The following is a 13,425-nucleotide window of genomic DNA, read 5'->3' as shown; positions in this document are numbered from 1 at the left end:
AAGATAATCATTCTAACAAAAAATGGGAAAGGTAAGATGGAAGAGGTTGCTTTGCCATGATTGTTATGTTGAGCCTGCCGAAACACATCAAAAAGCTTTTAAATGTTCGGATCTATCTTCGACAAGCTCAGATTGACACTTATTAGTCGATACCAATGCGTACAAACCATCGACTTATTTCGGCTAATGAACCAATAAACGCTTGGCTTTGTTCGATAAAAGGCAAAATGTTCGATATCGGGCATTTTTTAAATTTAAAAAAATCATAATTAGCTTATTATCAATATCTTAATATTGGCATTCGGCTTGTAAAGCTAGGTGTAAAAACCTACAAAATGGACAAGCTTATTGAAGAAGAAGTACTTACCAAAAGAAAGAAAAAACGATACCTCATTGCCCTTATCGTAGTGGTTTTGCTGGCTTGCAGCATTTGGCTGGTTCGCACCTATCTCAACCCCACTATCAATACTGCCGAATTTACTACGGCAAAGGTAGAAACGGGCAATATAGAAAATACCATCAATGCAACAGGCGAAGTATTGCCAGAATTTGAAGAAGTATTGGCCAGTCCGATTAACGCCTCTATCAAAAATGTAATTATGGATGCCGGCAACAAAGTAAAAGCCGGGCAATCTATTTTAACGCTCGACAAATCGCAGGCCCAAACCGAGTACGACAAATTGGTTTTCCAAATCGAATCGAAGCAGAATGAAATTGCCAAACTTAAACTTGATCTCGAAAAGAGCTTTTACGATATCAAATCGAACAACAACATCAAACAACTTAAAATCAGCAACCTGAAAGATATGGTAGCAGGTGCACAGCGCTTGTTCAAAGCAGGTGGCGGTACCAAAGAAGAAATTGAACAGGCCCAGCTGAACCTTAAAGTTGCCGAGCTCGAAAAGCAGCAGCTCGAAAACGAAATCAAGAGCAAGCAACAGACCATGAAAATCGAGATTAGGGAAGCTGAAATTGCATTGGCCATCCAACGGAACGACCTCACCGCCCTTAAACGCAAGCTCGATTTGGCCAATGTAATAGCTACCAGGGATGGCGTGGTTACCTGGGTAAACAAAAACATCGGCACCAGTGTGCAACAGGGAGAAGCCATCGCGCGTATTGCCGACCTCAGCAGCTTTAAAGTTGCGGGTAACATGTCAGAAAACCAGCTGGAACAATTGCACAACAACATGCCAGCCATTATCCGGATTAACGATGTGCTGTTGAAAGGTACGGTTATCAATATTTCGCCAGCCATTAAAAACAGCATCGTATCCTTCGATATCCGTTTCGATGAAAAGAACAACAAACTGTTGCGCCCCAACATGAAAGCCGACGTTTTTCTGGTGACCGCCACACACAGCAATGTGGTACGTGTAGCCAATGGACCAGCGTTTAACGGCTCCAACCAACAGGATATTTTTGTATTGACCAGCGAGGGCAAGGCCGAACGCAGATCGGTTAAAACCGGGTTCAGCAACTTCGATTATATCGAAATCGTAAACGGACTAAAACCTGGCGATGTGATCATTACCTCAGAAATGAGCAATTACAAACATTCGAAAGTGCTCACCATTAACAAACCATAAGACGATGAAAACTTTACTCTTGGGTTTATTTTTGCTTACTGCTTTATCAGCTGTTGCCTACACGGGGCCAGATACCTTGCGCCTCTCTTTGCCTCAAGTGGTAGAAATGGCAAAAGGCAATTCCATCGCCGCTAAACAGGCCATTACCGTAAAGGAAACCAAATATTGGGAATGGCGCACTTTTAGGTCAAACTATCAGCCTCAGTTGGCTTTAGAAGGTATTTTGCCCGGCTATAACAAAAGTTACACACAGGTTTTACAGCCCAACGGCACCATTTTGTTTCAGCCAGTACATAACGACAATTCATCATTAACCCTCAACTTTAAACAAAGCATTGCAGCCACGGGGGGTACCGTTTACGGCACCACGCAATTGCAACGTTTCACCGATTTCGACCGCAACAACGTGTTGTACAATGGCATTCCTTATGGCATCGGCTATACCCAGCCCCTGCTTCAGTTTAACAGCCTCAAATGGGACAAGAAAATAGAACCGCTCAAATTTGACGAAAGCAAGCAGGCCTATATCGAATCGCAGGAAAAAATATCGATTGCCGTAACCGAATATTTCTTTGACCTTTTGCTGGCCCAGGTAAACCTGAACATTGCCGAAACCAATCTCGAAAACACGCAAAGGATCCTGACCATTGCCAACACCAAGTTTGAACTGGGCAAAATTGCCAAAAACGAAATTTTGCAGCTGCAGCTCGAACAGCTCAATGCACAAAAGGCCGTAGGCACAGCTAAAAGAGATATGGAAATTGCCACCTTAAACCTGCGCAGCTATATTGGCATAGAAGGCGAAGACCGGATTGTGCTCGACATGCCAACTGCCGTTAAGCAAATGAGCGTAGCATCAGAGAAGGTATTATCCGAAGCTTTTGCCAACCGTTCTGATGCCATCGCCTTTGTGAGACGCATTGCGGAGGCCAAGCGGGATGTGGCCAAAGCCAAAGGCGAAAATGGGTTAACGGCTACCCTCAAAGCCAATTTGGGTTTTTCGAATGCCGCCAATAATGCTTTTGATGTTTATCGATCGCCAAAAAGCCAGCAATCTGTAGAGTTGCAGCTTTCTATTCCCATACTGGATTGGGGCCGGTCTAAATCACGCTACAAAACCGCAGAAGCGAATGAAAAATTCACCACTTATGCCGTAGAGCAGGATAAGCAAACCTTTAAGCAACAGATTGTAACCCAGGTTACGCTGTTTAACATGATGAAAGAGCAATTACAACTCACCGCCGACGCCGAAAAGATTGCGGCCGAGAAGTATAAAATTGCGAGTGAACGTTATGTGTTGGGCAATTTGGGCATTACCGATCTCAGTATCGCCTTTCAAGAAAACGATCGTGCCAAAAGAGATTATGTAAGCTCGCTGAAAGATTTTTGGGGCGCTTATTATCAGTTGCGCTACCTATCGCTATACGACTTCGAAAAAAACCAGAAAATAACCTATTGAGAATGAATAATTGAATGACAGAATGATTGAGTGAATGAATGGAAGAATGAAATTTCAAGCCATCATCCCAAACTTTCAACTTTGAACTTTCAACTTTGAACTTTAAATTTTTAACCCTAAACCTTTAACCCAATTAATATAAAATCATTAACTATACGATATGATACGTTTACAGAACATTGAAAAAGTTTATCGCACGGCTACGGTAGAAACCCTGGCCATCAATGGCATCAGTTTGGACATCGCCAAAGGCGAGTTCCTCTCCATTATGGGGCCATCTGGCTGTGGCAAAAGTACCCTGCTCAATATCATGGGCCTGTTAGATGAGCCTTCGAAAGGCTTGGTGCAAATAGACAACCAGCAGATTTCCAGTTTTTCGGACCAGCAATTGGCCAAATTCAGGAACCAGAAACTGGGTTTTATCTTTCAGAGCTACCACCTGATCAACGACCTGCAGGTTTTAGACAATGTAGAACTGCCCCTGCTTTACAGAACGGCATCGGCTAAGGAGCGCAGAACATTAGCTACCGAAGCCCTTGAAAAAGTTGGGTTGAGCAATCGCCTAAAACATTTCCCATCGCAACTTTCAGGCGGACAGCGCCAAAGAGTCGCCATTGCACGTGCCATCGTGGGCAGGCCACAGATTATTTTGGCCGATGAGCCAACGGGTAACTTAGACAGCGCCATGGGCAACGAAATTATGGATATCCTCATTAACCTTAACCGCAATGATGGCACCACCATCGTAATGGTTACCCACGATGAAAACATGGCGAACAAAACCCACCGTTTAGTGCGCTTATTTGATGGTTCTCAAGTTCAATAACCCTGTATCATGCTAAAAAATTATTTCAAAATAGCCATAGCGGTACTCAAGCGAAGAAAGTTCTTCACTTTCATCAGCTTATTCGGTATCAGTTTTACGCTCACCATCCTCATGGTTGCCACTGCGTTTTTAGATAAAATTTTAAGTGCGGGCTATCCTGATTTTAAAAGAGACCGGAGTTTGTACGTAGGTACCATGGAACTCAGAAACACCAAGGAAGGCTGGCTCAATAGAAGTGGTGTTTCCTTCTACTTTTTTGATCATTATGCATCAACACTTAAAACGCCCGAGAAAATAGCTATTTCTTCGGGTGCTCAAGCCACCAATGCCTATATCAACAACAAGAAAATAGTCATCAATTTCAAATACACTAATGCGGCCTATTGGGAAGTATTGGAATATAAATTCTTGGAAGGTAAACCTTATAACACCCAAGAAATTGCAGCGGCTAGCCGGGTAGCGGTAATTTCTGCCGATACCAAGAAGGCTTATTTTGGCGATTTGGCTAGCGTAATAGGCAAATACATCTTAGTAGACAATGTAAACTATCGTGTAATTGGCGTGGTAGATAACGTAATTCGAACCATGGACAATGTTTATGGCGATGTTTATCTTCCTTACACCGTATCAAAATCCGATTATAAAAAAGCGGAGCTGATGGGGGGCTACAGTGCCATTTTATTGGCCAAAAACAAGGCTGATGTGCCTCAAATGAAGGCCGAGTTCGATAAAATGATGACCAAAGTACCTATTCCAGATAAACAATACGACAGGTTATACAGCAATGCCGATCCATTTTTTGAGAGCAAGACCAGAGGAATGTTGGGCGATGGCGCCAATTCTGGCAAAACCAAGGCCATCACCATCAGCAGCTTGGTGGTATTCCTGTTTCTGCTTTTGCCTACACTCAATTTGGTGAATATCAACATTACCAGAATCATGGAACGTTCTTCAGAAATCGGGGTGCGCAAGGCCTTTGGGGCTTCCTCTAAAACTTTGGTGTATCAGTTTATTGTAGAGAATCTGATCCTTACCTTGCTTGGTGGCCTTATCGGTATTGTTTTGTCTTTGCTGGCTATTTATATCATCAACGATTCGAACCTCATCCCAAACCTCAACCTTACCTTCAATCTTAAGGTTTTGGGCTATAGTTTGTTAGCCTGCTTGTTTTTTGGGCTCATTTCTGGCGTATATCCTGCCTGGCGCATGTCGAGGTTAAACGTAGTTAAAGCATTAAAGGCACAATAGGCTCACACTTAAAAAGAAATTATCATGTTTAAGCATTTATTCAAATTATTATGGAACAAAAAGAAACAAAATTTCTTGTTCCTTTCAGAAATACTGGTGTCTTTCTTGGTCATCTTTACGGTAAGCTCCTTCTTGGTATTTTATTACCAGAACTACAGAAAGCCATTGGGTTTCGATGACCAAAAAATATGGCCAATCAACTACAGCGAACCGCCAAAGTTTAAAACCATTGATTCGGCCATTGCCTATTACGACAATCTGCGCACCAGCCTAGAGGCCATGCCAAAGGTAGAGGCGGTGAGTTTTGTAAGCGCCAACTATCCTTTTTCTGGCAGCAGCATGAGTACAGGCATCCATTACAAAGGCAAAAAATACGACTTTGTAAATCATTATCAGGTAGACGACAACTACAGCAAAGTAATGAAAGTTAACCTGTTGGAAGGCCGATGGTTCAATGCCGATGATGCCGTAAGCAAAGACAAGCCCATATTGATTAACCAAACGCTAAAAACCGCCATTTTCGGCAACAGTACGGCAAGCGGAAAATTTATAGGCGATTATGACGACAAGGAAAAGATGAAAATTATTGGCGTAGTGCAAGACATCAAGACCACCGACGATTTTTACCCTGCAGGCAACGCTATGTTTGTACGGATAGATACCGGTTCTATCAAATGGCAACGCAATGTTTTGGTAAAGGTAAAACCTGATGCCGATGCCGCTTTTGAAAGCAAGCTCAATAAATTCATGGCCAACTCTATGACCAATGCTACCATAGAGGTTTCGCACCTAGATGAGCTGCGCGATCAAAAGAACAGCGCCACCATCATCCCGATGATCATTTTTATTATCATTGCCGGTTTTCTCGTAATCAATGTGGCCTTGGGCCTGTTTGGCGTGCTCTGGTACAACATCAACAAGCGCAAGGGCGAAATAGGACTGCGCCGGGCTATTGGTGCCAGTGGCAAATCGGTTTCTTACCAACTGGTGAGCGAATCGCTTATCCTGGCTACTATGGCACTAATTGTAGGTTGTTTTTTCGCTGTCCAATTCCCTTTGCTCAATGTATTTGATTTGCCTGCTAATGTGTATATTATCGCTATGCTATTGTCTATTTGCTTTATTTACCTGCTCGTTTTTATCTGTTCGCTTTATCCGGGCAAACAGGCAGCAGCGATACATCCGGCAATTGCATTGCACGAAGATTAATTCATTATCTTAACTTCGCATATGATCCTAATTGTTGATGACGACATTGCCGTTAGAACCTCTTTGCTTTTATTGCTGCAGCACCATCAGTACGAAGCGCTTGGTGCCGATAATGCTACAGAAGCCTTAAAAATGATCAGCCAGCATGCACCTGAGCTGGTTATTCTCGACCTTAACTTTTCTATAGATACTTCTGGAAAAGAAGGGATGGCTTTGCTCAAAAAAATTAGGGAAAAACATGCGATGCCCGTGTTATTGATTACCGGCTGGGGCAGCATAGAATTGGCCGTTGAAGGGATGAAATTAGGTGCGAATGATTTCATCAACAAACCTTGGAACAACGACCATCTGCTCCAGTCGGTAAAAACATTGCTCACGTTACAAGACCAAAAGCCAGCTCAACAAAACCGTAGGCAGTTGGACAAACAATATAACTTTAACCAGATTATTGGTGAAGATCCGCGAATGATTGCCATTTTGGAAACCATAGGCCGTGTAGCCGGCACCGACGCCTCTGTGCTCATTACCGGCGAGAGCGGTACCGGGAAAGAACTGATTGCAGAAGCTATCCATCAAAACAGTAAACGGACCAACAAGCCTTTCGTAAAAGTGAATTTGGGTGGCATTTCGGCTTCTCTTTTCGAAAGTGAAATGTTTGGCCATGTAAGAGGTGCCTTTACCGATGCCCGCTTTGACAGGGCCGGTCGCTTTGAATTGGCCAATAAGGGCACCATATTTTTAGATGAGATTGGCGATTTAGAAAGTGGAAGCCAAGTAAAACTGCTCCGTGTGCTACAAGATAGGACCTATGAAGTTTTAGGCAGCAGCCGAAGCAAAGTTGTAGATACCCGCGTAGTTTGCGCCACCAACAAAAACCTGAACGAACTGGTTTCAAAAGGACTTTTCCGAGAAGACCTGTTATACCGCATCAATCTGATCAGCGTGCACTTGCCAGCCTTAAGAGAAAGGCCCGACGATATTCCCTTGCTGGTTGATTTCTTTATCAAAAACATGAAGGAAATCTATAACCGTCCAACTTTATCGGTAGCTCCTGTAGCCATAAAATGGCTCAAAAAACTGCCACTTCCGGGCAATATCAGGCAATTGAAAAACCTGATTGAACGAACCGTACTGGTGAGTGGCAATGACCTGTTGGGCGTTGAAGACTTCCAATCGCAATTAGAGCTTTCTCCTGCCAAAAAAGACAAGAACCAATTGCCTGGCGTTGGCACCATGACTTTAGAAGAAATGGAAGAAGGCATGGTTCGCCAGGCCATGAGCTTTCATAAAAACAGGATCAGCAAAGCCGCCGCTTCATTGGGCATTACCCGCAATGCACTTTATCGCAGGCTTGAGAAATACCAAATTCCGTTCAATGAGGCTGAAGATTAAATATATCGTATTCATTGTCGTCATCCATTTGGCGGCCTTGTTATTGAGCTATTTTGTTTTCGAAAAAGACAAGCTTATCTTCATCATTGCAGAGGTATTGGTTATTTTCTCCATTCTGATTGCCCTCAACCTCTATCAACAGCTCATTAGGCCCTTAAATTATTTGCAAGAAGGAATTAATGCCATCAAAGACCGCGATTTTACGGTTAAGTTTTTGCCAACAGGCAAGAGAGAAGTCGATTCGCTGATTGGCGTATACAACCAGATGATCGATGAACTACGCGAAGAAAGAACCAGACAAGAGGAACAACATTTTTTCTTGGAAAAACTGATCCATACCTCTCCCACTGGCATTATTGTATTAGATTTCGACCATCAGGTGAAACAAATCAATCCAGAGGCTACGGCTATCTTAACAGCAAATCCAGGAATACTGGAAAAATACGTACACAAGCTCAAGGTTGGTAGCTCCAAGATTATCCGATTGCAAGGCCTGAGAACCTATAAAGTGCAAAAATCTCATTTCATAGACCGAGGTTTTGAGCGGGTTTTTATTTTGCTGGAAGAAGTAACCGCAGAGATTTTCGAAGCCGAGAAAAAAACGTACAGCAAGGTCATCAGAATGATGGCCCACGAAGTGAACAATACCATTGGCCCAGTAAATTCGATTATCAGCACCACTTTGCAAACGCCAGATTTATGGAAAAATGCCAAGCAAGCCCAATTACAAAACGCCTTAGAAATTGCTTTGGAGAGGAACCAAAACCTGAATCTGTTTATGCGTAACCTGGCCGATTTGGTAAAGCTTCCGGCTATCCATCGCCAATCCTTAGACTTAACGGCCCTGCTCAAATCTATCGCGCAACTGTTGCATTTCAATGCTTCGCAAAAAGGCGTTGTGTTTGAGTCTGAGCTTCCTGATGAGCCGTTTTATATCCAGGCAGATACGCCCCAAATGGAACAGGCCTTGATCAACATTGTTAAAAACGCTACCGAAGCCGTAAACGACAATGGGCTCGTTAAATTTATCTTGGTACCAAGCGAGAAAAAGCTGATCATTGCCGATAACGGCCCTGGGATTTCCGAAGAGCATAACGAACAATTGTTCAGTCCCTTTTTCAGTACCAAAAAAGATGGGCAAGGCATTGGCTTAACCTTGGTAAGAGAGATTTTGCTGAACCATGGCTTTGAATTTTCATTAAAGACCAACCGCCCTGGCGAAACCCATTTCACCATTTATTTTTAAAATTATTTCATAAAAACTATAAAATTAGTTATAATTTAAATAAATTAGTTTAAAGGTTTACAACATGAAATATTCCGGCGTATTTTTATTGCTCGCCTTAATGGCTGGCGCTTGGGTTTGGCTATTGGCAAAAAGTCCTCAAGCGGTCAAAACCGCAGAACCAACAACTGTACTTTGGAATGATACTTTATTAAAGCACCTGCCAAAGAACATTGATACCAATGTAGTGGTCGAAGACCAAAACGGCAAGCCTTTAAAATTCCGCCAGTACATTAAGCCACTTTTTAACCAAGAGGCGATGATTTACCAAGACAAAGGCCAATGGAAGTTCCAAAGCTTTAGCGAAAGTGCCATGGACTCGCTTAGAAAAGATGATTATGGGATTGCGCGGGTAGAAAGATGGGAAGCTTATAGAAACCGTGCCGCCCCTGTTAAACAGCCTGAGAAATTGAAGGAGATTGCACGCACCTTAGCCATGGGCGATCACGTATTGGTATTAAAGGGCAAAAGAAAACTGTTCGTGACCAAAAAAGGTGTTCAATTGTTGGAGCTGCCCATTAATTTAGGTTTCTCACCGATCGGCAACAAGGTAAGCGATGGCGATGGAAAAACACCCGAAGGCATTTACCACCTCGACAATAAAATGGTTCGTGAAGATAATTTCTATAAAAGCCTTTGGATTTCATATCCCGATGCGGCAGATAAGTTATTGGCCAAAAAACGAGGCGTAAAGCCTGGTGTAGGCATCATGATCCATGGCACAACGCCTGCTAAACAGAATGCAAAAGACTGGACGGCCGGTTGTATTGCCTTAGCCAATAAAGATATAGACAGCTTGTTCGAACATATCGTTCCCGGGGCGATAATCGAAATCAGGAAATAAGCAAACAGGAAATTCAGGCCAAAAATCCCAATAAATGGCCTTAGTTCCCTGTAAGCCTTAGCGCCCCGTCATCCTGAGATACCGGATCGGCGTCCGGCATGACGATTTCTTTTCTGGCGATTCTTTTATATATCATTCTTGTCCCCCTCTGGAGGTGCAGGGTGGAGGAAAGAAGTTTTTCTTTGCTTTCACCACCTTAGAAACCTGAGGCCACCTGAGCCTATCAACCATATAGAAACATAGTTCTTATTCTCTTAGGTGTCTTAGGTGGTTAACCTTTAATACTTTGAGTTCTCCTTTAATTCAAATTCAGTTTTTTGAATTCGTTCGGGCTCATCCCTACCTCTTTTTTAAACAGCCTCGAAAAGTATGGCGGATTTTCAAAGCCCAATGTATAGGCAATTTCTGCTACGCTTTGCTCAGCGCCAGTTAGCATGTTTTTAGCTTCGCCCACCAAAAAGATATGGATCAATTCCATGGCGGTTTTACCGGTTTCCTGCTTCAGCAAATCGCTTAGGTATCGCGAAGAGACATTTAACCGATCGGCCAATTGATGTACCGTGGGCAATCCTTTTTCGGCCAGTTGGCCTTTGTCAAAATAACCTGAAAGTACCTCGTTGAATTTAGAAACCGTAGTGCCCGATAAGTCGGTACGGTTAATAAACTGGCGCCTGTAGAATCTTTGCGCATACTTCAATATCGAGTCGATATGGGTGAGCATAATGCCCCTGCTGTATTCGTCTTGGTTATTGTTGTATTCGTCGTTAATTTTATGGAAAAGCTCCCAAATGGTCTGCTCCTCTTTGGGCGATAAATGCAAGGCTTCGTTTACCTCATAATCGAAATAGCCGTATTTCTTAATATCGCTATGCAAGAAATGTCCATTCAAAAAATCTTCATGGAAACAAATCATAAAGCCGTCTTCTTCCAGCTCTAAGTCTCTGATGGCCATGACCTGCCGAGGCTTAATAAATGACATCGAACCTTGGTCATGATCATATTTCGTTTTGCCATACAGCATCATGCCGGCACGCATTTTTTTAAAGCCGATGATATAATAATCGCTGGTAAATTCCATGCCAGATGCATGGCATCCCTCATCTACATTGCACCTTACGAGGCTGATCAGCGGATGCTCTGGTGCCGGAAAATGCAAATCGGCATGCAGTTCGTACAAACTTTTATAATGTTTCATACCCTAAAGAATTAGAAGAATCCATGTAAAGATAAACATGGATTCTCGAGTTTCGGTCAGTTATTTGCCATGTGCGGCAGTAGCCACATCAGCCCATTCTTCCCAAGTGGCCAAACGTTGCTCATACACTTGTTTTACCCATGGAAAAGCTACCTTGCCTAAAAACAAACGCAACGGTGGCTGTGGCGCATCTACTAGTTTCAAAATGGCGTCGATAGTGGCCTCTGGTACACCAAAAAAATCATCGGTCATATTTGCCTGAAAATCGGCTTTCACTTGGTCATAAACGGCCAACGATTTGCTATGCGTAGCTGAAGCGCCACCCCAGTCTGTAGAGAAAGCATTAGGTTCTACCAAGGTTACGTTAATCCCGAAGTTTTTCACCTCACCGGCCAAGGTCTCGCTTAAGCCTTCCACTGCAAATTTCGACGCATTATAAACGCCCAATACTGGTGTAGCTACCACGCCTAATACACTCGATACTTGAATAATATGACCACTACCTTGCTCACGCATAATCGGAAGTACGGCTTGTGTCGCCCATAGAAGACCGAACACATTGGTTTCTATCTGATCGCGGGCTTCTTGCTCTGTGGTTTCTTCAATGGTACCGAAGAGTCCGTAACCGGCATTATTGATCAATATATCTACGCTACCAAAATGTGCCTTGGCTTTAGCCACTGCATCAAAACTAGCCTGACGGTTGTTTACATCTAATTGGATAGGCAAAATTGAATTGCCATAGGTTTGAACCAAATCGCTGAGTGCAGTTAGATTCCTGGCAGTGGCTACTACTTTATCGCCACGCTTTAAGAAAGCTTCGGCCCAGATTTTTCCGAAACCTTTTGATGCTCCTGTAATAAAAATTGTTTTTGACATTGCTGAATTAATTTGATACAACAAAGTTATACAGGCGCTTGCCAAGAGATTTATACAAAAGTGGGAATTACTGATACGATTTTACGAAAGGCACAAAAAACCTATCAGTTTTTTCCGTAAGAATATTGATCAAGCTTTGCCGTAAGCTTAGCAACCAGCTCTGGATGATCGGCTTTGAGGTTAACCCGTTCTGCCGGATCGGCCTCGAGGTTAAACAGTTCAATGGTAGTTTCATTCTTCTCTTTGATGCGTCGGAGCTTCCAAATGTCATCTCTAACCGCTTCGGGCACCCCGTTGTTTACATAATAGAAAGGCTGGTGTGCCGGCGAATTTTTTCCAGTGAGCAGGTTTCTTACATTTTCGCCGTCCAAAGTTTGGCCCTTGGGTAAAGTGCTTCCTGTAATACTGGCCAAGGTTGGCAAGAGATCCAAGCAGGTTAAGGGCTTTTTCAATACGGTGGGCTGGGTTTGTCCTTGCCAGTAAAAGATAAAAGGAACCCGATCGCCACCTTCGTAGCTCGTGCCTTTGCTGCCTCTAAAAATTCCGGCATAACCGGCATGATTGCGTTTAGTTACCTGATCATCACTCATCCTGTCGGGATAGTTGGACCAAGGACCGTTATCGCTGGAGAAGATAAAGATGGTGTTTTTGGCAAAGCCTTGCTGTTCTATTGCTTTCCAAACCGCAGCAATGCTTTTATCCATTTCGTTGATCACAAAACCCAACTCACCTCCTTTTTCAAGGTTGTTCTTGTTTTTTTGTGCCGCAAAGTACACCGGCAAATGGGGCATGTTATAGGCCAGGTATAAAAAGAAAGGCTGATTGGCTTTTTGCTTTTTGATAAAGCTGATGGCTTCCTTGCCGTATAAATTGGTGAGCGAGCTATCGGCAGGCTGTACAATTTCGGGTTTGTTGCCTCTGTAGATTTTTAAGGTAGAATCCGTTTTTACATAGGGCGGGTGGTAATCATGACTGTACAGCATGCCATAATATTGCTCAAAGCCCTGTTGCATGGGCAGGTTTTCGTGGTGATCGCCCAAATGCCACTTGCCTACCATAGCCGTTTTATAGCCATGTGCCCTTAACATTTCGGCCAAGGTTACTTCTGCAGCGGGCAAGCCCTGTTTTTGGCCAGGAGCCAATGGCGATGGAATATCAAATCGGGTTGGATACCTGCCCGTTAACAAACTGGCGCGCGAAGGCGAACACGAGGGCGACGTAACCGCATAATTGGTGGCTTTTACGCCTTTGGCAGCCATCTGATCTAAAAATGGACTTTCAATTACTGGATTGCCATAACAAGATAAATCTGCATAGCCCAAATCATCGGCTAAGATGAGGACAATGTTAGGGCGTTGCTGGGCTTTTGATGGCTGAAATAAACAAATGAGAAAGAGCACCAAAGCTCCTTTTAAAAAATTGTTGATCATGGGTAAATAACTAAGGGTAGATTCTAGTTTTAAAGATAGTCCTTAGCTCACCTAATAAGCAAATTATTT

At 43.2% G+C, this 13,425-nt stretch carries 11 protein-coding genes; 8 read left to right on the top strand and 3 right to left on the bottom strand.

Translation table 11 applies throughout. The features are described from left to right. Positions 1 to 335 precede the first annotated feature (335 nt). The 8 genes from AC570H_RS21170 (at position 336) to AC570H_RS21135 (ending at position 9,852) form a co-directional block, all read left to right on the top strand. Positions 336 to 1,589 carry an efflux RND transporter periplasmic adaptor subunit gene (locus tag AC570H_RS21170; protein ID WP_497358674.1) on the top strand — a complete coding sequence of 418 codons (1,254 nt, stop codon included), beginning with the start codon at positions 336 to 338 and terminating at the stop codon, positions 1,587 to 1,589. Positions 1,590 to 1,593: 4 nt separating this feature from the next. Then, positions 1,594 to 3,048: a TolC family protein gene (locus tag AC570H_RS21165; RefSeq protein WP_497358672.1), complete on the top strand. Its 1,455-nt coding sequence runs from the start codon at positions 1,594 to 1,596 to the stop codon at positions 3,046 to 3,048. 160 nt (positions 3,049 to 3,208) lie between these two features. Then, on the top strand, positions 3,209 to 3,874 hold the full coding sequence (locus AC570H_RS21160; protein ID WP_497358670.1) for an ABC transporter ATP-binding protein: 666 nt from the start codon (positions 3,209 to 3,211) through the stop codon (positions 3,872 to 3,874). 9 nt (positions 3,875 to 3,883) lie between these two features. After that, positions 3,884 to 5,122, top strand: coding sequence for an ABC transporter permease (locus tag AC570H_RS21155; RefSeq protein ID WP_497358668.1), 1,239 nt, complete (start codon positions 3,884 to 3,886; stop codon positions 5,120 to 5,122). A gap of 24 nt (positions 5,123 to 5,146) precedes the next feature. Further along, positions 5,147 to 6,331, top strand: coding sequence for an ABC transporter permease (locus AC570H_RS21150; protein ID WP_497358666.1), 1,185 nt, complete (start codon positions 5,147 to 5,149; stop codon positions 6,329 to 6,331). A 21-nt stretch (positions 6,332 to 6,352) separates the two neighbouring features. Next, positions 6,353 to 7,723 carry a sigma-54-dependent transcriptional regulator gene (locus AC570H_RS21145; RefSeq protein WP_497358664.1) on the top strand — a complete coding sequence of 457 codons (1,371 nt, stop codon included), beginning with the start codon at positions 6,353 to 6,355 and terminating at the stop codon, positions 7,721 to 7,723. Continuing rightward, the gene (locus AC570H_RS21140) at positions 7,707 to 8,969 is read left to right on the top strand and encodes a sensor histidine kinase (protein ID WP_497358662.1); all 1,263 of its coding nucleotides are present in this window, start codon (positions 7,707 to 7,709) and stop codon (positions 8,967 to 8,969) included. The genes AC570H_RS21145 and AC570H_RS21140 overlap by 17 nt, the downstream gene beginning before the upstream one ends. Before the next feature lie 64 nt (positions 8,970 to 9,033). Continuing rightward, positions 9,034 to 9,852 carry a L,D-transpeptidase family protein gene (locus tag AC570H_RS21135; protein WP_497358660.1) on the top strand — a complete coding sequence of 273 codons (819 nt, stop codon included), beginning with the start codon at positions 9,034 to 9,036 and terminating at the stop codon, positions 9,850 to 9,852. A 298-nt stretch (positions 9,853 to 10,150) separates the two neighbouring features. On the opposite strand, the gene AC570H_RS21130 is transcribed toward AC570H_RS21135, so the two are convergent. The 3 genes from AC570H_RS21130 to AC570H_RS21120 all read right to left on the bottom strand — a co-directional run bounded on the left by AC570H_RS21130 (position 10,151) and on the right by AC570H_RS21120 (position 13,356). Next, the gene (locus tag AC570H_RS21130; RefSeq protein WP_497358658.1) at positions 10,151 to 11,047 is read right to left on the bottom strand and encodes a helix-turn-helix domain-containing protein; all 897 of its coding nucleotides are present in this window, start codon (positions 11,045 to 11,047) and stop codon (positions 10,151 to 10,153) included. A gap of 60 nt (positions 11,048 to 11,107) precedes the next feature. After that, positions 11,108 to 11,926 (bottom strand): SDR family NAD(P)-dependent oxidoreductase, encoded by an 819-nt coding sequence (locus AC570H_RS21125; RefSeq protein ID WP_497358656.1) that lies wholly within the window; start codon positions 11,924 to 11,926, stop codon positions 11,108 to 11,110. A gap of 104 nt (positions 11,927 to 12,030) precedes the next feature. Beyond that, on the bottom strand, positions 12,031 to 13,356 hold the full coding sequence (locus AC570H_RS21120) for a sulfatase-like hydrolase/transferase (protein WP_497358654.1): 1,326 nt from the start codon (positions 13,354 to 13,356) through the stop codon (positions 12,031 to 12,033). Between the last annotated feature and the right edge of the window lie 69 nt (positions 13,357 to 13,425).

This window comes from Pedobacter sp. B4419 (genome assembly GCF_059693725.1).
This window is presented reverse-complemented; position numbering and strand designations above follow the sequence as displayed.